Genomic DNA, 20,087 nt, shown 5'->3' with positions numbered 1-20,087 from the left:
ATTTCCATGGGGCTTTTCAGGTCAGGTAGCTGTCTTGTTTGAGAAGGTGGTACATGTCCGTCGATACGAGGAGGGGCGGATATATGAACACCTCCAGGATTGCAGCCTGGAGGTGTTTTATTTTGGCGGCTATCACTCGTTGAGAAATCGGGCGGAGCCTGACGGGTTTGTTCGTCTTTGTGAGGGTGAACAATCTTGGCAAGCGTCTATAATCTGGTTCATCCGCTGGAGCTGCCTCGAGGTGTTCAACCGCATCTTTGCGGGGATGGTTGGTAAAACCGGAGAGCTTGACCGGATCATGATGCTTCTCAGCGAAGGCCTGACGAGTGACCACAAGGGCGCTGCGTTGCCGTTTCCGGCGCTCTCTCCAGCCGGAGAGATATTGGCAGACAAATGCTACTACCGCGGTTGATCCCTCACTGCGCTCACTGGGCCCCGCTTATTGGGCAAGGCTTTCAGCCATTCAATGGTGGTCGTTCAGCTACTAAAGCCAAAGAGAGCCGGATTATTGAGACGCTTGCCATATTTGAACAGTATGCGGCTGGTGGGCTAGAGATGATTTACAATCGCTTGGCATCAAAGCATACAGAAGTGGTCCAATCGAATGGTGAAGCCATTGTAGCCCTTGGAACACGCAAAGCCGAAAGCGCTAGCCGAGCTCGGGTTATGCAACGCTTAGAAAAACAAAGGGTACGGGACAAGCTCAATCCACACACTACGCTCACCAATGCTTATGTGTAGACGGCCTTCACAGAGACAATCTTTTGGTCCGCTATTTTCCTAGAGCTAGCCATCAGATGTTCTTGTTATCAACTGACGAAGAGATTGGGAAAGATGAGTACGGTCGCCTGTCTCAATATATTGCTGCTGAATTTTCACTCATTCATAATGACGAAAATCAATGCACTTCAATTGTCCCAGGATATATATTTTCGAAGGATATGAAGAATGTAGCTTGATCATATCAAAATTTCTCAACTTGAAAAAGATCAACTAGCTCGTCTGAAGCGTCATACAGGCATTGAACACTGGAATTTTTTGTGTCGGTGGGCATTCAACATATCTCTACGCGAAAAAACGCGGCCTCCCAGGACAAAAATCTCAAGTGATAGCAATGTGGAAATGACTTGGAAGACCTTTGGCGGCGAACACGCAGGTCTGTACTATGATCTGCTGCAGCTCAGATGTGTTGAAGATGGCCTGACCCCGGATAGTGAGACGCTGTATCGAGAATTCAGGCAGCATTTGAAGAGAGGAATCGGATACCTCTCTTCAAACAAAAATATAAGAAGTATCCGCCAGCTGCTCAATCTTGCAGTGCCTAGGTAAGTAGCCACCCCGGTGGGTAGTGACCTCAAACTTCGGCTCCCAAATTACTCGCGGGCCAATTAGGCCTAGTTATTAAGCGCCGGCTGCAGCAATAGAGAGGCGAGGGTCTGCCATTTCACGCCTTCTTTGGCGCCTTCAATTTCGGTAACCGCCCTGTACACACGAGTAAGTGCCGTAAGGCTGCGAAAACCTGCTCATCAAGGCAATGAGTTCAAGATTCACATCAAGTAGGATCACTTCGACCTTTCATTTTTTGGAGCATAAGTCGAAAAAGATAGTCATATTGCCTTTTCCCGTGACGGCAGGCTCCTCACAGAATCTGTTTATAGCATAAAGCCTGTGGGGCGCTGCTGAATGTCAGACCGTTATTCGGACAACCGCCGTTTAAGGATCAAGCGTAGCATATAAAATGAAGCAGCCCTATTGCCTGGTTTTTTGAAGCGTCGCTATTGCCTTGGCAGTGGAGATGACTACTTCTAGCTCAGCATTGTCCAAGTTGGCGAGGACAGCCCAAGCCTCCTGATCCAGAGACATACGCTCGTTTCTGTTCTTACCCCTCTTGGCAGAGGCATCGAGTGGCTGGACCAAATCATCAAGGGAACAGTTCAAAGACCCAGCAAGCAGTACCAGAGTATCGATCCCGGGCATCATAATCCCACGTTCCAACTTTGAGATACTGCTGATCCCGCGGCCAATTTCTTCAGCCAGTTGTTCCTGGCTCAGACCGCGCGCGGATCTGAGCAGCTTTATCCGCTGCCCTATTGTTTTCTTGAGGTTGTCCATAACGGCAAGATGCGTGGCGCCGTGGACATGAGCCAGAGATTATAGTATCAAATTTTAATAATGATTCGATACTATAGTATCGATATCTCGAACGTACTCAGGGGTAAGGACTGCCCCACCAATTGAATTGAGGGCCGCACAGTCATGCATGACAGAGCTATTTCCATCTTCGGGTTTCCCGGGACATTGAGGGCAATTCCTCAAGTAGATGTCGTGGAAATGTCTCTCATTCTGGAAAGTGGGCAGGCACTCCCGTCTGTGTTTAAGTGCCGGCGTGGCGACAATCTGATTATGACGGAAATCGCACCTTTGAGCGATTTCCTGACCTCATTGTACCAGCCCCCCAAAGTTCTCCGCATTCTACAGATCGGTGCCAATGGCATAGTCGCAACTATCCGCTGGTTTGTCAGGATACTGAATGGCATTTTCGGCTCGTTTTTGGGCATCGGCGGGCTGGGCATCTTCATCGTCGCCATGTTGGCTTTGGCGCTGCTAGCGATATCGCTCTATGCATTTCTGATCATCCTGCCATTCCTGGTCATCCTGTTTCTCGTTCAACGTCTCCAGGACGCCGCCGTGAAGAGAGAGACGGATACGCTTCAGCGGCACGCGTCGGACTTCTACTTTTCTACTTTTATGGAGCAACCGCCTTCAAAGGATAACGCGAATGTCTGAAGCTTCCATCCCTGCATCAACTGGGCTCGCCTTACGGTCTCAAATTGTCCGGGCGGCCTTCGATTTCGTAGAGGGCGACAATTCAAGAGGCCTGATGGCTATCAACGCTGTTTTTAGTGCAGGAATAGATCTTGTGCGCGCGAGCAACATGTCGGCTGAAACCCGCCAAGCCGTCGCAACCATGCTGTTTCACGATCTCACCGGTCAAGAAAGGTCAACAACAAACTCCACACCTGCCGCCGACTAAAGCGAGTTTATGCTTAGGAGGTTGAGCATAGGTGTAGCCAAAATGAGGCACCGCGGTGTTTAGGGTGTAATTGAATGCGAGTTATCATTGCCCTGCCCAGAGATACTGAGACCAGTCTGATGCAAAAACGAGCCAAATATGGAGGGCTGAATGCTCAATATTGCTGGTATCTGTAGGCAGTTCGGCGGAAGCACAAAGCTTGGCATCGAGGTAACGAGCTTCACCGACCTTGGTCGCTTGGTTGAGCATGGGATTCCACAGCCCGCATTGGCGGCCTTCATTGGCAGCATGACTGCTGATAAGATGTGTCCGACGCCGATATTCATTCAAGAAGGCCTAGTCTCGAAAGCTGCGTTCAACCAGAACTCCACTTTTAAGGGCGCCTTGGCCGAGCGAATTCTCCGGGCGGCGCATCTACGTGCCGTTGCTGAAGATGTAATCGGCAGCCCCCAGGGAGCCAACGAGTTCCTTTTTCGCAATCATATCGAGCTTGGTGGCGTTTCGCCGTTTGAAGCGTCAGCCTCAGTGACAGGAGCAAGGGCGGCGGAGCGTATTCTGGAAAGCGCAGCCTTAGGATTACCACTATAGATCGGGAGCGACGCCAATGGGCACCGCCAAGTTGGGGCTGGAACAGATTCTATACGTACGTGAAGATGGAGGCCACTTGATTATCGAGCCGGTGGAGGCAGAGGCCGTTTCACTCGAAGAATTGGTTGCCAATATCTCAGAAGATAACAGGCACGGCGAATTCAACTTCAGCAGGTCTGTAGGGCGGGAAGCGCCTCTATGAGTTCGCCTGCGACTGCCGCCGGTGATGTCGTATGGTTGGCGTTCTCCCCGCCAGTGGTCCACTGACAGGCTGGGGTAATCACTTTGGCTCAAGCTCGAGGGTCGGCACAGGCGAGGTTGGCTTTTACCATTCGACAATCTTCATCTGGCGGTTAACTGCCATGGCGTGCGTACGGATGCCGGGCGAAACTACCACCGGCACGTCGGCCCATTCGAGGACCGGCATATCGGCGTAGTGGTCGCTATAGAAGGAGATAAACACCTGCTCACGCGTGCGTGCGTCACTTTTCAGAACCACATCGCGGAGGCGCAGATACTTGCCGCTACCGTAACAATTGTCGCCGTCAATCCGTACGGGGGTCGTATCCCCTTCGGTATAGGTGGTTTTTGTACACACAAGGTGATCGAACCCGAGCCCATCGGCCATATGCCTGGCGTAGAGGTCGATGCTGGCGGTCGCAAGCACCATGGTATCTCCCTCCATCTTATGCATGGCGAGCGCTAGCATGCAGCCATCTCGCAAGCCGTTCTCAAGTATACTTTTGGCGAACCTCCGGGCTGCCGTTTCAATTTCAGAAGGCGTCATGCCCCGGAAGGTTATCGCAAGCATTCGGTTTTTTAGTTCAAGCCTTGAAATACCACCCGCTTTATAGAGCAGCATATGCCGCAACAGTCGCAGCATCAAAAACATGCGGGCGATCACGCCCTTACGGGTGGATAGCAGAAACGGCGTGAAGGTGCCGTACCGGGTAAGGGTGCGGTCAAGGTCGAAAATAGCGAAACTTTCGTGGGGTTTCTCGGCTGCTTTTCTCGGCTTTTGTGTTGTTCCCTGCCGCGCTTTTAGAATAGTTTCTGCCGCGATGAAATCATCAGGCTTGTCAACATCCATTGCGGCTTCCGCGTCCTGCAACAGGTGTGGTTTGATAGGACAGCCGATGATATGTGATGCTCGGGCGAAACCTTGCGACAGGCTAAAACGTCTGAGCGCCATCCCAAGCACAGTACTCCACCCGAAAGCCCGCAAAATGCGCCAGGGACGCTTGCGGTTGGCTTCAACTGACTGCCAGAAGTCAAGTGCAGCGCCTGCGTTTTCTCCGCGCAGATAAAAGAGATTGGCCCCGGATACAGCGTCATCACCGAAGCGGTAATAGGTACGTCTGCTTTCAGGGTATTTTTCGTCAATGGTGGTTTTGCTGACCAGGCCTACAGAGAAGCCTTCATGCTGTGCGGCACTTCCGATAAAAGTGCGCACTGTCTCTGGCTTCAACAGTGGATTGTCAGCCGTGGTCATCAACGCTGCACCATCAGCCCTTGAAAAAGCTGCTTTTGCGCTGCCGCAGACACTGGTTTGTGCAGACACATGACAAAGCGGCACGCCCTCCGCCGCGGCTATGATATCGGCGTTGCCGGTCAGGTCATGCTCTGACGTGATCACGATTTCATTGATTAAGCCAGATCGGACAAGAGCCCGAACGACATGCGCGAGCATAGGTTTGCCTGCGATCATGGCCGCCGCTTTTCCGTGGCGTGTCTTTAACTGCTGAAGTGCGTCTGGCTCCGGCCTTCGTCCGGCCAGGATAATTGCAGTACAGGCTTGGGGCGCAAAGGCGCACGCCTGGGTGACCATGCTCTCCAGCTTCAGGTCAGCGCTCGCAAGGTCGCTACTTAGCGTCATGCTGTCATGCATGGAATTCTCCTCTCCGGGCAGGTGTATCGTTCGCATTGAAGCGTGATGGTGGGAAAACGGACTTGGCTGGAAATTCGGCACCCGAAACCTTGATGATGGCGTTGGCCGCACGCTCGGCTGCGCCGAAGGGTGCACTGCCAAATGTGGCGGCGAATGCGGCTTCCTGACGGGCTCTCAAGATGTCGTCAAACCATGACTGGTTCGCAAGCGCGTGGCTAAGGCTGTCTATGTCATCAACAACCTTGCCCAAATGCCAGTGGGCAAAATTGGGGTCGTCAAGCCACTCTTCATGACTATTCCTCAGGAAGATGCAGGGTTTGGGGGTGGTAATGGTTTCGTAAACCTGACTGGATACATCACCGAGGTAGATGTCGGCCGCTCGGGTATAGGTCATGTTGGTGCTGCGTGCGCTGCCTTGGTCGATGAGGATGTTGGGGCAGTTGAAAAAGCGCGCCGGTATTGTCCCGCTCTGCTGTAGCCGCAGTGGCGACAAGGACAGATGTATTTTACGTGAGAACAACATGACATGGGGCGCGAAGATCAGGTTGAACTGGGTGTTTTCCGCGAAAAATTCCAGCACGCGTAGGCCATGTTTGTACCACGAGGACAAAGCCGGGTGAAAATGCGGGTTATAGATAACCACGCGCCGTTCGTTGGGGAATAGACGGCGGGTGGTTTGGCGGGCAACAGCGTCAAACTTCGGATATCCCACAAGGCTGAAGTCACCTTCCCGGATGATGTTTTTGTCCAGCATGCGATCCCGGATCTTAAGCCCAGGTACAAGCACATGGTCGAACTCGCGAATGATCTTCTTGAAGCCAACAGCGCGGTCGCCTGCGCCATGCTGGGTGTATATGAAGCGAGTGTTCCGGCAGCCCATATGGGTTTTGAGCATGATGCAGGTGGTTTCCGGGGCAACCAGTATGGTCATTTTTCCAAGCAACGCGCGATGCTTGAAGAGAGCGCCAATGCGCCGCACAGGCACAGCGCCTCCGGTTATTGTCTCCGTCCAGCAGGCAAGTGCGGGGGGCGGTATATGATGCACGGTGATCCGGTGCCACAGGGTTTCGGGTATGAATGCTTTCAGCTCCTGCGCTCGCGCCCGATTTGACACAAAAGCATGCAGATGAACCCTGCCACTGTCTTTTGCGGCGAGGGCAGCGAGTATGGGCGCGCTATGCGCGAGCTGGTGTCCTTGCTCGTGGTTAAACAGGAACCCGATGTGAATGACCTTGGCCCGCTTTGGGAACGCGGTCGGAAGCTGCAGGGCATATGGCTTGTCTGTGCTGGCTGCGAGCTGTGTGAGAAGGGAACTGTCGGTCACCGGTTCATCCGTATCTTGTTGATGCATACAGATTTTCAAGCACCGATGCCAAGCGCGGGGCAAAGAGAACCGACTTTCATGACAAAAAACAAATCTTTGCCAAATGTTGCTGTCAGCTAACCCGTTTAGCGTGCGCCTGGTTCGTGATTTTTATGAGGAAAACCTAATGAATAAGATTTTTGCCAAGGTTTCAGCGTTCATGATGGCTGTGGTTCTGGTTTTTGCTGTGCAACCACTCGTGCACGCGGAAGAACATAACCCAGAGCTCATCGGGTTGATCAGGGCGGGCGAGATCGCGGAGCAGAATTTGAACGCGCGGCTGATCGAGGCGGAATTGGACACCAAGGATGATATCCTTTGCTACAAGATAGATGTTGCCAAGGCGGGCGATCATTTCCAGCTGTGGATTAACGCGCATACAGGCAGCATCTTGCGCGCAAAAAAGCCCTTCCTTTCCAACCTGTGGATCGATGTGGCGGCGGGCAAGCGGTTGAAGGTGGCTCGCAACGTGCCATCAGTGTTACCGCACATGCGCCGACTTCAGCAGGAAACCGGCGGCGACGTCCAGTATATGCGTTTTGACATTGCCGATGATCAGCCTCAGTATGAGGTTGAGATCATGACCCAGGCCGGACCAACGGAACTTTTGGTTGATGCAGTCACCGGGGCTCGCGCAGCCAGATAACCCACAATAGTGAGAGCGGGATTTCCTGTGCAGATATTGCTGGTGGAAGACGATAAACGTGTGTCGGAGCATGTAGCGGGTGGCCTGCGTCAGGCAGGCCATACTGTTGAGTGTGTGAACGACGGAAAACAGGCACTCTATATATCGGCGGCAGAAAGTTTTGATGTGATCATCCTTGACCGGATGCTGCCGACAGTAGATGGCCTGACCATTTTACAGACCATGCGCGCAGCTGAAGATCATACACCGGTTCTACTTCTCAGTGCCCTTGGCGAAGTGGATGAAAAGGTGAAAGGCTTGAGGGCGGGAGCAGATGACTATCTTGCCAAACCCTTTTCTTTTTCGGAATTGCTGGCGCGCGTCGAAGTTCTTGCGCGCAGAGGGCCAACCAAACCGGAGAAAACCATACTCTCCGTTATGGATCTGGAGCTTGACCTGCTGGCCCATGAGGTCAGCCGTGCTGGCCAGCGTATTGAGCTGACAGCGCGAGAGTTTCGTATTCTTGAGTATCTCATGCGCAACCTCGGCAGGGTGGTAACCCGCTCCATGCTTCTTGAAAAAGTATGGGAATATCATTTTGATCCTCAGACCAATATTATTGACCAGCATGTCAGCCGATTGCGACAGAAGGTGGATAAGGGTTTTAACGCCCAACTTATCCACACAGTTCGGGGAACCGGCTATATGATTAGGCCGTCGGCTTGAGGAGTGACCCGTGCAACCCGCTTTCCTGACCTATCTGCGTTATAGTTTCGCATTCCGGCTGGTTATGCTTTATGTCGTCATGTTTATGGTGTCGGTCAGTGTTTTGACCGGCATAACCTATTGGGCGCTGGTGGCTGAGCCGCGGGAAGAAACTGCGGTAACAGTAAGGGCCGAACGTGACCAGCTCTCAGATATCTATAAACTGGAAGGCCAGGAGGCACTTGTGCGGGCGCTGGAGGTGCGGGCGCAGGACCCAGCCCCCCGGAAAGCATTTCATGTCTTTATCGCGCCAGATGGTGAAGTGGTCAGCAGCAACCTGCCAAGTTGGCCCAGCCAACCTCATTTCAGTTTCTTTGAAATAGAGGCCGACCGCTACGTTGAGGGTGATGAAGTGGACTATCAGGCCCTCTCGCTCGAACAGGTATTTGCAGATAGTTCGCGCCTGATCGTGGGGCGGGATATTGAGGATATAGGAGACAGGGAAGAGCGGCTTATTGAGGTGTTGGTGGCTGCCGCGGTTATCTCTGTCCTGCTGGGAAGTGCAGGTGGCATTTTCATGAGCCTTGCCGTTGGCAGGCGAATTGATGCCATTAATACCGCTGCGCAGCAGGTTATAAAGGGTGACCTGTCGAGGCGTGTGCCCACGACAGGATCAGCCGATGATTTTGATAAACTCTCTGTAACCCTTAATGAGATGCTTGACCGTATCGAAAGGTCGGTTGAGGCAATTAGCCGGGTTTCCGATAGTGTTGCCCATGAGTTGCGCCTGCCGCTCACTCGCCTTCATGCTGAACTTGAGGATCTGGCAGCGAAGGCGGACAGTGGTGAACTGACGCCAGAGCATGCCGCTCGCGCCATAACGGAGTCGGAAAGGCTGAAAGCGGTATTTGAAGCGCTTCTCCGCATCGCCCGCATTGAAACCGGCCGCCATAACATCAACAGGGAAAATGTTGATCTTGGCCGCCTTGTGGCCGATGTGGTTGAACTTTACGCGCCAGAGGCAGAGGCAAAAGCGCTGACCATCAATTGTCAGAATGCAGGGGATGCTTTTACAAGAGGCGACCCCAATCTGCTGTTCCAGATGATGTCCAACCTTCTGGATAACGCGGTTAAATTCGCGCCGCCCCAATCTGTAATTATGGTTCAACTGCGGCTGGAAGGCGATCATGCCTGTTTTACAGTCGAGAATGAAGGAGCCGGTATTCCAGCTGATCAGCGCGCTAAGGTTCTTGAGAGGTTCTACCGCGTCGGGCACCCGGAAGTGCCCGGGCTGGGCCTTGGCCTTAGTCTCGTGGATGTTGTGGTAAAGGCCCATGGTGGCGATTTGGCCTTTGCCAACACGGCACATGGCTTTTCGGTTCAGGTGAACTTGACATCCGTGCAGCCTGAACCTCTGAAAACTTGATTACGATGAGCGCTTATACGTGACCGCTTATTTCACGATTTCAAAGCCCGGCTCATGACTCAGTCCGGTTATCAGAGCATAAGCAGCACCGGCGCAAGAAACGAAACAAATGTGATCAAGAGGCAGTATTCATATACCAACGGTGCCGCCTTTCGGTACGGGGTCCCTTTTATCGGGTCGCTTTCTATCCAAAGTGGGCTTCGTAATTAGCCCATATGCACTTGGTCGTAGGGCTGAGTTCATTTCCGCGCGTTAGGGCTGATGCCGGTCACCACATAACGGGAGATAGACCTATTAACTGGATCAAATCCCCCGAGAAATAAACCATCTTCCGTAGCTAGAAACCTTGCAGTTTACTGCGGTAGCCTTCATACTTTCCGATATAAGTCGCATCAAGTATGGGGGATGTACGCATGAGACTTTTGTTACGAACGGCAATCGCCGTTGGTGTTACTATGTGCGCGCTTGGCGCCTGGTCCATGGATGGTGGTCGCTTTTCAAATACGGCTTTTGCCGATGATGTAGAAAAGATCAAGCCTCCGAAGGAGAAAAACCGCCTCAGCATTTCCTATCGTCCCGAGGCAGCCTACAATCAACCCAAGTACAATGTCACCCTCGGCGTGTTGCCGATGACCGACAAACGCGTGATGAAATTCTATGGTGGCAGTGACGCCTTTTTCATCGAAACCCTGCCCGACGCAATTGGCGACACACTCTACTATGAACTGAAAGCCAGCAACCTGTTCCGCAATGTGCGGCGCCTTTCTGTGCCGTCAGGTGACATCAGTTCACCCGAAGCGCTAGCGAAGATCGCGGCAGACAATGGAGTTGACCTCCTGATGACGGCTGATCTGGTGCATTTTAACCTGCTGCGCAAGAAAATGATGAACGACAAGAAGAGCCCAGACTTCCAACTGAACGTACATTTCAGCTTCGTCGGTCAGCTAATCGAGCCTCGTTCAGGCATCATTTTGTGGGCGGAACAAATCCGACGCGAACACGGTAGCCTCAATAGCTCTGGCGAGGTAGCACCCTATGAATATACCGGCAATGCTATTGAAGCACTTAAGGCAGGCTTTACCGACATGAAACAGCTCATCATGGCGACAGGACTGGAGATAGCACGATGACTGCAGCAAGACATATCATTGGCGCAGCCCTCTCAACCGCTGTGCTCTGTGGTACACTTCACGCTGACGATGATCCTTTCCTCAGCGCAGAGACGCAACAGCTCCGGTTTCGGGAGGCTTTCTCATACACCTTCAAGGAAGATCAACGAGGCATTGAGGTGGGCGTTGAGGTTTTCGGTAAAAAGGAACAACGCCGTTTGTTCGGTGACAAGATTGGTGACTATGCCACACTCGATGTAGCAATCACCAACAACAGTCCATTCCGCCTGCATCTGAGTGATTTTGAAGTCTTTAATGCTGGCGAAAAAAAGCCGCTCGCAAAAGATGATCTCAACGAGGTGGTAAGAGATATTGACCCCGGTGGGGGTGGCAACAAGGACCATATGCGTATGGCAATTCTGCGGTCCGCGCTCGCCACCAAGTCACTCCAGAACATCATTGTTGAGCCCGGCGCGACAGTACAGGGCGTTGTGTTTGTGCGGGAAGGTAAGCTGGACAAGAAGGCGGAGCTTTTTGTGCGTCTACAGAATCTCAAGCGTTTCGCGTTTCTGGAGTACCGCATTCCGTTCAGGAGCAAATAGACCACTGAACCCGGATGCCGACATGGGGGAGGCCATGGGGATGATTGAAAAATTGAAACGAAGTCTTGGTGGCGCGCTTCTGGGCATACTGCTTCTTGGCGCGCAGCCATCTTATGCGCAGTCGGGTAATGGTTTCCCGGATGAAAGAGCAGCTGCGGCAGCTTTCGCGGCGGACGGGTCCGATCTCAACCGGATCGCGCTTGCGATGGTGAAGCATAAATATGCGCTCCAGTTCTATAACCAATATCGGGACGCGGGCGACGCAGATGCCCTGCGGCAGTCACTTGGGTATCTCGCTAGTGCGCGCGAGATAGCGCCGGATAGTCCTGAGGTGTGGCGGCTTTCCGCTGCCATGGCCTATGATATGCGGGACACGCCTGAGTTTCAGGATGAGGCTATCGCATCATATACGCGTCTGTTAGCACTTGAGCCGACAGACATTGCCGCACGCCTGTCGCTGATTGATCTTTTTATTGATGACGGGCAATGGGAAAAAGCGGTCGAGAATGAAGAGCTTCTATTCCTCGTCAACATGTCCTTTGCAGTCGATACGGTGCTCGACCGTATGGTCTACAGCTATATCGGTGCCGGGCTGCCCCATCGCGGCATTCAATTTTTTACCCGGATAAAAAGCCTGTCGCCAAACCTTCCTGCAGTTTCGGTTGCGAAAGCGATGTTGGAGCGCAGCATTGGTGACCATGATGCATCGATCGCCAGTCTTGCGGGTGTGATGCTGCACCCGGATGCGGATGATGAGCTGAAAACCACGGTGCGCAAGCTGATGGCGCACTGGCAAGAAGCTGGTCCCGTTGATGATGAAGATGCACTCCCTTAAGGCCCCACTCGGCGTTGAAGGTCGAGTGTGCATAGCTGACCCGACAATGGGCCCGATAAGGGGAAGGAGCAGAGACAGATGAAAAAACTTACCCGACTTTTATCGCTGTTCGCCTTAACCCTGTGGGCGGCGGCGCTACCGCTTTCGGTCGCCGCCCAACAGGCGGAGCCGTCAACAACAATAACAAGCGAGGTATTTGCCTCACTGCCGCCAGAGGTGCAGGAAAGGCTTTGGGACAGGTACAAGGAATATAGGGAAGCTGCCAGTAAAAACGAGGAACTGAAACAAGTGCGCGACCAGCGTAAAGCGGACCTTCGCGCAGACAAGAGCTTGCCAGACCATGTCAGGGCGGAGCAGCTTTACCGGGCTGAAGTCAGCTATATCTTTGAAAGCAGAAAACTTGTGGAAAAGCAGCGAAGGCCCTTGGTGGAAGAAATTGTCAAGGCAGCAGCCGATCCCTTGAACAAAGACGGTATCTCATCGTCAGACGGTACAGATGCAAACAGCCGTGAAAACTCGGGCTGGGCATCAGACCATGACTATTCGGCGACCAGTCAGGAAGCGGACAGGGTTGCTGAGATCGCTCGCACCCTAGGTTTTGAAACCGCTGACAAGAACGGGGGCAGCACTGTCGATATCGAAGCGCTCAACATGACGCTCAACCGCGATATGGAGCTTGAGAAAGCGCCGCCGGGGTCACAGCTTTACAAGGACAAGCTGCGGGCTATGGCGACCAACAAGGAAACCTTCACCAGCCAGAGTATGGCAGATGGACAGCCAGGCAAGAATGCCGTGTTTGGACAGGACCAGCTCAATAAGGCGGCTGAGATGCGGGCTCTGGAGAACCCGACACTCGCGGGGGTCGAAGGCGCCAACGCGGATGCCTGGCAGCGCTACGTGAAGTCCAACCGCAAGCTGCTCGACAAATGGAAAGGTAAATTGCCGCCTGATATGGATGATCCGGCCCACCCGGTCCGGCAAGCGCTCGACAGGCACGAGGAAACCAAAGACATGTCGGGGGCGGAGTATGAAGCCATGATGCGGCGCATGAAGCGCCGACATGATCCGTCGAGCCTTGGCATCAACAGCGATGAGAAGCTCAAGGCTCTTATTAATGTGCAAAATGAGGTGACGGATACCATTGTCCGGCAAATGGACACGGAGGCAGTGCAGGAGCGCGCAGCTATGATCGTGGAGGCCGAAAAAGCGAAGGCGGACAGCCGCGCTCTGGCCAGCGAGATAGATGCTATCCGCGCAGCCGGTGATGGTGACGAACTTTCGGTCGACCGGGAGGCGCGGATACAGGAACTGTCTGCCAGAAGGGAAGCACTTGAAGCTGACGCGGCGGAGAAGACCCGGCAGGTGCAGGACAGCTTCATGCGGCATCAGGCAACGATTGACGCCAACGCGGCGCTTGGCGTTGCCGTCAGCGATAGCGCGGTACTGGCGAACGAGCAGGTGCCGGGCAAAGAAGGGCTCGATCCCGACTTCATGAAGCCGTCGGCGGCGAACGACAATGTGGCAGTTGGCCCTGCCTCCATGAGCAGCGATCATGACTTCTCTGGCACGGACGGGGGGACGACCGCTCGCACGCGCCTGAACCGCGGCGCGGACAAGGTGTTTGGTACGGGCATGAAGGGCATGGACTATTGGGACAAGCTGCAAAAAGCCCGTGAGGTTACCGACAAGATCGGCAAGGAACTTTATGACGGTAACTATGCGAAGGCATGGGAAAACACCAAAGATATGGTTGGGGAAGAGCTGTATAATCACGCCAAGGACAAGGTGATGGAGAAGCTGATACCCGGATATGGCCAGCTTTCAGGTGCTTTCGATATGGGCTGGATGACTGGCGAGCTTCTGGGAAAATTGCCGGTATCGAAGGATGGGCGCACCATCAATGACATGGTTGAGGCGCAAATGCGTACCACCTTCTTTGCCGGACAGGACGCTGCATCTGGTGCGCAAGAGCGGGATGCCGCTATAAGGCGCGTGTTGATCGACAATGTGCAGCAAGGAAAGGTTCAGTTGCCGGAGGGGGCGAAATTCGGCGATGTCTATGCGCAAGTCCGGTCCAATATGGACGCAGGCCGCGCGCCGTTTCAGGATATTGCTTTCCGCCCGGGCGGGGCGCTGCTGGCGGAAGCCGAGAAAGCAGTGGATGAGCCGGATGAAAGGGAAAAACCAGTTCCTGCGGATGATCCATGGGCCTACGACGCTGATGCTGGTGGGACCGATGCGCCTATCCGGGTGGTTCAGAACGACCGCAGCCCAGAAGAGGAATATGCTATCCGCCAGCGGCTCAAGCAGATGGCGGAATACGAGAAGGCCCAGAATGAAGGTATGATGCAGCAACAGTTCGCTGAAGCCGCACAGGCGCGCGCCGAGGAAGAGCGCCGCAAGGAACAGGAGCGCGCCCAGTTCCAGGCCAGCATGCAGGCTCTGGCGGGCGGCATCGCCAGCACCATGCAGTCGATGCAGGCCTATGATGCACGGGTTGACGCGCAAATCGCCGCCAACAACCAGAAGTTCGACAATCTCGTGAGCGACATGAACCAGCGATATAAGAACCGCCCGACAGCTGCGCAACTAATGAACCAGTCCGGCATCGGCGCCTATGGTATCAGCAACCAGCAACTGGCCCAGCAAGCCGAACAGCAACGCTCACGCGGGAGCGGCAACGTGGTGAACTGGGTTGACAGCCTTGACGAAGGCAACGCCAAACGCCAGCAGTACAACCAGTATGGTCAGTCCAGGCAGCAGACCGGCAGCAGCGGTTTTGACCGGTCCTACGACATTGATCAGGAGCGGCTTGACAAGGCAGCGTCACGAGTGACGCTCAATGACAAGCAGATCGATATCTTCGCGCAGATGTGTAACGACCTTCGCGCGCAGGGTGCTCAGGTGCAAGCCGCAGAATGTCTGGCCATGGGCAAGCAGGGAGTGGCTGTTGCTAGCAACCTGCATCAGGCCAACAATCTGGATGATTTTGTGCGCCGCTATTGCAGTTGGGCTGCGAATGACGAGCAGCGAAAAGACTGTGAACCCAAAGCAAGGGCGGAGTTCCAGCGCCGAATGGGGAAATAAGTTGTGGCACCCGCATCAACGTCATAGTCCCACAAGGTGCGAGAACCCGCAATTCAGTGCGTCCGCCAATATTAGTGAAGAGATTCCCTTCAGAACAACAAAGGCCGGGGTTCTTGTAAGAGCGTGATTACCAGAAGTTGAGACATGCCGAACGGTGTGCTAGCTTCTGCATATTACTGTATCGCGTAAGTTCTGAGTGTGTACTTCCTTTTCAAGAGAGACACATGCCTAAAAATACAGATACAAAGATCGATACCTCCCAAACCGCTGGAACCCGCAAACGGATAGAATTGCTGGCATTCCTTGCGCTGGCATTCGGCATCTGGCCGGTCCTATCGGTCGCAGTTGTCGGAGGCTTCGGATTTCTTGTGTGGATGTGGCAAATAGTGTTCGGCCCGCCGGGCCCACCGGGTGGTTAGGTCATGCAGGATGATGCTCTAGATCGCCGACATTTTTTGCGTGGCCGCTGGCGCGAATCAAGCCAGAAAGCTGACACACACTCGCGGCAAATCGAGATCGCGGACAATTGCTTGGCTCGCACAGGTATTACATGTATGGCGTGTCGAGATCACTGTGCCGAGGATGCCATCAAGTTCCGCTTGCGGCCCGGCGGCGTGAGCATTCCCGAGTTATCGAATACCCTTTGCACCCACTGCGGTGACTGCGTGCCAGTTTGTCCGGTCGCCGCCATTACCATTCCGCCGACACAGAAAGAGACTTTCAATGCCTGAGGCCTTGCATCACATCTCGAGTGCTGTCGTACTTGCGCGGCCAGACCGCGTGGAGCCCGTAATCAAAGCGATCACGGATTTTGCCGAGACAGAGGTTCATGCACACGAAGGAGGGCGTATCGTTCTTGTGATGGAAGGCCGCAGCACCCGCGATCTCGGGGATCGGCTTGCCTCGATCGCGCTAATTCCCGGCGTCATCACAGCAAACATGGTTTTTGAACACGTCGAGCAACTCGAGGAGAACCAATTATGACTGCCGAACTGACCCGGCGTGACGTCCTCAAAGCACAGGCGGCGGCCGTGGCCGCCGCAGCCGCAGGCATAACACTACCAGTTAGCGCACAACCGGTGCCAGGTGGTGTTAGTGCCCTCGGCATCAAATGGTCAAAAGCGCCATGTCGGTTTTGCGGTACGGGCTGTGGCGTGATGGTCGGTGTCAAAGAGGGGCAGGTTGTCGCCACCCACGGTGACATGCAAGCAGAGGTGAACCGGGGGCTGAATTGCATCAAGGGATACTTCCTATCCAAGATCATGTATGGCCGCGACCGGTTGACCACACCGCTGATGCGGAAGCGCGGCGGTGTTTACGACAAACAGGGCGAGTTCGAGCCAGTCACTTGGGATGAGGCTTTCGACGTCATGGCCGAAAAATGCAAGCAGACACTGCGTGAAAAGGGACCGACCGCCATCGGTATGTTCGGCTCCGGTCAGTGGACTATTTTTGAGGGCTACGCTGCCTCCAAACTTATGCGTGCTGGTTTCCGTTCCAACAACTTGGACCCCAACGCGCGCCATTGTATGGCATCCGCTGCTACCGCATTTATGCGCACTTTCGGCATGGACGAACCGATGGGTTGCTACGATGACTTCGAGCACGCGGATGCTTTCGTGCTGTGGGGCTCAAACATGGCGGAGATGCATCCTATTCTCTGGACCAGGGTTGCGGATCGCCGGCTTGGCCATCCACACGTGCGTTGCGCGGTTCTATCTACATACACCCATCGGTCGATGGACCTTGCTGATATCCCGATCATTTTCAAGCCCGGCAGTGACCTTGCCATCCTGAACTATATCGCAAACCACATTATACAAACTGGTAAGGTGAACGAGAAATTCGTGAGCGCGCACACTACCTTCATGCGCGGCATAACCGACATCGGCTATGGCTTGAGAGACGAGCATGAACTGCAAATGAAGGCTAGCGGCGCGGCAGATGCTGGACGGATGGAGCCAATAGATTTCGAGGAGTTCAAGACTTTTGTCGCGGACTATACACTCGAAAAAGCAGCTGAAATTTCCGGGGCTGATCCTGATTTCCTCGTAGAGCTGGCGGAGCTTTACGCCAATCCTGATACCAAAGTGATGTCGCTTTGGACCATGGGGTTCAACCAGCATGTACGTGGCGTGTGGGCCAATCATATGGTTTATAATATCCACCTACTGACCGGTAAGATATCGGAGCCCGGCAACAGCCCCTTTTCCTTGACCGGCCAGCCCTCAGCCTGCGGAACCGCGCGTGAAGTAGGCACCTTCGCTCACCGGCTGCCTGCTGATATGGTAGTGACCAACCCCAAGCATCGTCACCATGCTGAGGAAATATGGCGCCTGCCCGAAGGGTTGTTGCCTGAAAAGCCCGGCTATCACGCCGTGCAACAGGACCGCATGCTCAAGGATGGCAAGCTCAATTTCTACTGGGTTCAGGTTAACAATAACCTACAAGCTGCACCCAATAACAGCCAGGAGACTTACCCGGGCTACCGCAACCCCGATAACTTCATCGTCGTTTCAGACGCCTATCCCACCGTTACAACGATGGCGGCGGATGTAATTTTACCGGCTGCAATGTGGGTGGAGAAGGAAGGCGCTTACGGCAATGCCGAACGTCGCACCCATGTCTGGCACCAATTGGTGCAGGCGAAAGGCGAAGCACGTTCCGACTTGTGGCAGTTGGCCGAATTTTCAAAGCGCTTCAAGACTGACGAGGTATGGCCCGAGGAAATCCTTACGTCTAATCCGGACTATCGCGGACGTACGCTGTTTGAAGTTCTTTTTCAGAATGGCAAGGTTAATCGTTTCCCTTTGAGCGAGACCGACCCAGACTATGCAAATAACGAGGCACAGGATTTTGGCTTCTATATCCAGAAGGGCCTCTTTGAGGAATATGCCGAGTTCGGTCGCGGCCATGGACACGACCTTGCTCCTTATGATCGTTACCATAAGGAGCGCGGTCTTCGTTGGCCAGTAGTAGACGGACAGGAAACTCGCTGGCGTTACCGCGAGGGATATGATCCCTACGTACAATCTGGTGAAGGTGTGAAATTCTATGGTCGCCCTGACGGCAAGGCAGTCATACTGGCTGTACCATACGAACCCCCAGCCGAATCGCCGGATGAAGAATACGACTTGTGGCTAGTAACAGGCCGCGTGCTCGAACATTGGCACTCTGGCTCCATGACCATGCGCGTGCCCGAACTCTACCGGGCGTTCCCCGGCGCAGTGTGTTTCATGAATGCGGACGACGCCCGCCGACGGGGCCTAAATCAAGGCATGGAGGTCCGCGTCATCTCCCGCCGTGGCGAGATCCGGAGTCGGATCGAAACCAAGGGCCGCAACCGCATGCCACGCGGCGTAATTTTTGTTCCATGGTTCGACGCGAGCCAACTTATCAATAAGGTAACCCTCGACGCCACCGACCCCATCTCAAAACAAACGGATTTCAAGAAATGCGCAGTCAGAATAGAAGCCGTCATCTAATGCGTTGGCGCAAACGCGGCATCACGGTGTTTGCCGTACTTGTAGCCCTCGGCACCGCCGCAATGGCCCAGATAACAGCGGTACCAGACCTGACGGGCGCCAAGTCCCTGATGGAGAATGTGCCAGCCGAGCCCATCCCGCGTTGGGTGATCGACGATGTGCGCAAGATGCGCGCCTATCCAGAACAGCCACCAATTATTCCGCATTCAATCGAAGGCTATCAGCTTTCGGTGAATGCCAATCGCTGCATGTCCTGCCACAAACGGGAGTTTACACAGGGCTCTAATGCACCAATGATCAGTGTCACTCACTATATGAATCGAGAGGGCCAAATGCTGGCTGATGTGTCACCGCGACGCTACTTTTGCACCGCCTGCCATGTCCCTCAGGCTGATACCCCGCCACTTATCGGTAATACATTCAAGGACATGAGTGAAATGGGCGTCGAACATTCGGGAGAAAACTAGGTGCTGGACGCGATCAAAACCGCCATTCGCCGGACTTGGCGGTTTGTCAACACACCGGCAGCAACGTTGAGCCTCGGCTTTCTCACGCTCGGCGGCTTTCTTGGAGGGGTTATTTTCTGGGGCGCATTCAACACTGCGCTTGAAGTGACTAACACCGAAGAGTTCTGCATATCGTGCCACGAGATGGAAACGAACGTCTACGAAGAATTGACCCGGACCGTGCATTTCTCCAACCGGTCCGGTGTACGAGCATCCTGCCCGGACTGCCACGTCCCCCACAACTGGACCGACAAAATTGCCCGCAAGATGCAGGCTTCAAAGGAGGTTTGGGGCAAAATTTTTGGCACCATCAGCACCCGCCGAAAATTCTTAGACAAGCGCCTTGAATTGGCCCAGCGTGAGTGGGCTCGTTTAAAGGCGAATGACAGCCTCGAGTGCCGGAACTGCCACTCGTCTGTGGCAATGGACCTATCGCGACAAACGGCGCGAGCTGCTGAAATTCACACCCGCTACCTTCTCTCTAAGCAAGCGACCTGCATCGACTGTCACAAAGGCATCGCTCATGAACTGCCGAACATGGAAGGCGTACACCCTGGCTGGGTCGCCCCTCCCGGCTTGCATGGTGAAGAACCACACCAAACTTCTGACGCTGAAGCCTTGAAGGACTGGCTTAAGGCACGTGGAAAACGAAGCTAGTTCCAGTTACACATAGATGCTCTGGATAGGCAGCTACTAAGTTGCCCGTAGCCTGCTATATACGTGTAAGCATCCTCACAACTACTACTCATAACCTCTCCTCTCCCTCTAATCCCAAAGCCATTTGACTTGTATCAAATGCCGGTCATGGATCCTGTGTAAGCTCGGTTAGGCAAC

At 54.0% G+C, this 20,087-nt stretch carries 22 protein-coding genes; 19 read left to right on the top strand and 3 right to left on the bottom strand.

The genetic code is table 11. The features are described 5' to 3' along the window. Positions 1–241: 241 nt before the first annotated feature. Both ACN0XZ_RS17100 and dndE read left to right on the top strand, forming a co-directional pair. A complete protein-coding gene (locus tag ACN0XZ_RS17100) occupies positions 242–412 on the top strand; it encodes a hypothetical protein (protein ID WP_417459015.1) in 171 nt (56 codons plus the stop codon). Positions 413–963: 551 nt separating this feature from the next. Next, positions 964–1,329: a DNA sulfur modification protein DndE gene (gene dndE, locus ACN0XZ_RS17095; protein ID WP_417459038.1), complete on the top strand. Its 366-nt coding sequence runs from the start codon at positions 964–966 to the stop codon at positions 1,327–1,329. Positions 1,330–1,749: 420 nt separating this feature from the next. Here dndE and ACN0XZ_RS17090 read toward each other — a convergent pair whose 3' ends face one another. Then, positions 1,750–2,112: a helix-turn-helix domain-containing protein gene (locus ACN0XZ_RS17090; RefSeq protein ID WP_417459014.1), complete on the bottom strand. Its 363-nt coding sequence runs from the start codon at positions 2,110–2,112 to the stop codon at positions 1,750–1,752. Positions 2,113–2,256: 144 nt separating this feature from the next. On the opposite strand from ACN0XZ_RS17090, the gene ACN0XZ_RS17085 reads away from it, so the two are divergent. The 4 genes from ACN0XZ_RS17085 to ACN0XZ_RS17070 all read left to right on the top strand — a co-directional run bounded on the left by ACN0XZ_RS17085 (position 2,257) and on the right by ACN0XZ_RS17070 (position 3,824). After that, positions 2,257–2,787 carry a hypothetical protein gene (locus tag ACN0XZ_RS17085; RefSeq protein WP_417459013.1) on the top strand — a complete coding sequence of 177 codons (531 nt, stop codon included), beginning with the start codon at positions 2,257–2,259 and terminating at the stop codon, positions 2,785–2,787. Further along, a complete protein-coding gene (locus tag ACN0XZ_RS17080; protein WP_417459012.1) occupies positions 2,780–3,034 on the top strand; it encodes a hypothetical protein in 255 nt (84 codons plus the stop codon). The genes ACN0XZ_RS17085 and ACN0XZ_RS17080 overlap by 8 nt, the downstream gene beginning before the upstream one ends. Positions 3,035–3,184: 150 nt before the next feature. Then, complete coding sequence (locus ACN0XZ_RS17075; RefSeq protein ID WP_417459011.1) at positions 3,185–3,622, top strand: hypothetical protein; 438 nt, start codon at positions 3,185–3,187, stop codon at positions 3,620–3,622. A gap of 16 nt (positions 3,623–3,638) precedes the next feature. Beyond that, entirely contained in the window at positions 3,639–3,824 is a 186-nt protein-coding gene (locus ACN0XZ_RS17070; RefSeq protein WP_417459010.1) for a PbsX family transcriptional regulator, read from the top strand. 123 nt (positions 3,825–3,947) lie between these two features. On the opposite strand, the gene ACN0XZ_RS17065 is transcribed toward ACN0XZ_RS17070, so the two are convergent. Both ACN0XZ_RS17065 and ACN0XZ_RS17060 read right to left on the bottom strand, forming a co-directional pair. After that, complete coding sequence (locus ACN0XZ_RS17065; protein ID WP_417459009.1) at positions 3,948–5,510, bottom strand: HAD-IB family hydrolase; 1,563 nt, start codon at positions 5,508–5,510, stop codon at positions 3,948–3,950. Continuing rightward, entirely contained in the window at positions 5,503–6,861 is a 1,359-nt protein-coding gene (locus tag ACN0XZ_RS17060) for a hypothetical protein (protein ID WP_417459008.1), read from the bottom strand. The genes ACN0XZ_RS17065 and ACN0XZ_RS17060 overlap by 8 nt, the downstream gene beginning before the upstream one ends. A gap of 139 nt (positions 6,862–7,000) precedes the next feature. Between ACN0XZ_RS17060 and ACN0XZ_RS17055 the strand changes: the two genes are divergently transcribed. From ACN0XZ_RS17055 to ACN0XZ_RS16995, 13 genes are all read left to right on the top strand, one after another. Next, positions 7,001–7,519, top strand: a complete 519-nt coding sequence (locus ACN0XZ_RS17055; protein WP_417459007.1) for a PepSY domain-containing protein — start codon at positions 7,001–7,003, stop codon at positions 7,517–7,519. 27 nt (positions 7,520–7,546) lie between these two features. After that, positions 7,547–8,224: a response regulator transcription factor gene (locus ACN0XZ_RS17050; RefSeq protein ID WP_417459006.1), complete on the top strand. Its 678-nt coding sequence runs from the start codon at positions 7,547–7,549 to the stop codon at positions 8,222–8,224. A 10-nt stretch (positions 8,225–8,234) separates the two neighbouring features. Then, positions 8,235–9,629 carry a sensor histidine kinase gene (locus tag ACN0XZ_RS17045; protein WP_417459005.1) on the top strand — a complete coding sequence of 465 codons (1,395 nt, stop codon included), beginning with the start codon at positions 8,235–8,237 and terminating at the stop codon, positions 9,627–9,629. Between the two features lie 413 nt (positions 9,630–10,042). Continuing rightward, positions 10,043–10,759 carry a hypothetical protein gene (locus tag ACN0XZ_RS17040; protein ID WP_417459004.1) on the top strand — a complete coding sequence of 239 codons (717 nt, stop codon included), beginning with the start codon at positions 10,043–10,045 and terminating at the stop codon, positions 10,757–10,759. Next, positions 10,756–11,340 (top strand): hypothetical protein, encoded by a 585-nt coding sequence (locus tag ACN0XZ_RS17035; RefSeq protein ID WP_417459003.1) that lies wholly within the window; start codon positions 10,756–10,758, stop codon positions 11,338–11,340. The genes ACN0XZ_RS17040 and ACN0XZ_RS17035 overlap by 4 nt, the downstream gene beginning before the upstream one ends. Positions 11,341–11,380: 40 nt before the next feature. Continuing rightward, complete coding sequence (locus tag ACN0XZ_RS17030; protein WP_417459002.1) at positions 11,381–12,175, top strand: tetratricopeptide repeat protein; 795 nt, start codon at positions 11,381–11,383, stop codon at positions 12,173–12,175. A gap of 78 nt (positions 12,176–12,253) precedes the next feature. Continuing rightward, positions 12,254–15,262, top strand: coding sequence for a hypothetical protein (locus ACN0XZ_RS17025; protein ID WP_417459001.1), 3,009 nt, complete (start codon positions 12,254–12,256; stop codon positions 15,260–15,262). Positions 15,263–15,486: 224 nt separating this feature from the next. Then, positions 15,487–15,681, top strand: a complete 195-nt coding sequence (gene napE, locus ACN0XZ_RS17020) for a periplasmic nitrate reductase, NapE protein (RefSeq protein ID WP_417459000.1) — start codon at positions 15,487–15,489, stop codon at positions 15,679–15,681. 3 nt (positions 15,682–15,684) lie between these two features. Then, entirely contained in the window at positions 15,685–15,993 is a 309-nt protein-coding gene (locus tag ACN0XZ_RS17015; protein WP_417458999.1) for a 4Fe-4S dicluster domain-containing protein, read from the top strand. Then, positions 15,986–16,246, top strand: a complete 261-nt coding sequence (locus tag ACN0XZ_RS17010; RefSeq protein ID WP_417458998.1) for a chaperone NapD — start codon at positions 15,986–15,988, stop codon at positions 16,244–16,246. The genes ACN0XZ_RS17015 and ACN0XZ_RS17010 overlap by 8 nt, the downstream gene beginning before the upstream one ends. Next, positions 16,243–18,747, top strand: coding sequence for a periplasmic nitrate reductase subunit alpha (gene napA, locus ACN0XZ_RS17005; RefSeq protein WP_417458997.1), 2,505 nt, complete (start codon positions 16,243–16,245; stop codon positions 18,745–18,747). The genes ACN0XZ_RS17010 and napA overlap by 4 nt, the downstream gene beginning before the upstream one ends. Next, positions 18,717–19,214: a nitrate reductase cytochrome c-type subunit gene (locus ACN0XZ_RS17000; protein ID WP_417458996.1), complete on the top strand. Its 498-nt coding sequence runs from the start codon at positions 18,717–18,719 to the stop codon at positions 19,212–19,214. The genes napA and ACN0XZ_RS17000 overlap by 31 nt, the downstream gene beginning before the upstream one ends. A gap of 3 nt (positions 19,215–19,217) precedes the next feature. Further along, positions 19,218–19,910: a NapC/NirT family cytochrome c gene (locus ACN0XZ_RS16995; protein WP_417459037.1), complete on the top strand. Its 693-nt coding sequence runs from the start codon at positions 19,218–19,220 to the stop codon at positions 19,908–19,910. Positions 19,911–20,087 lie beyond the last annotated feature (177 nt).

The sequence above is a fragment of the Kordiimonas sp. genome (genome assembly GCF_048264555.1).
In the GTDB taxonomy this organism is placed as follows: Bacteria; Pseudomonadota; Alphaproteobacteria; order Sphingomonadales; family Kordiimonadaceae; genus Kordiimonas.
The sequence above is the reverse complement of the archived record's forward strand: the minus strand, read 5'-3'. Positions and strand labels throughout refer to the sequence as shown.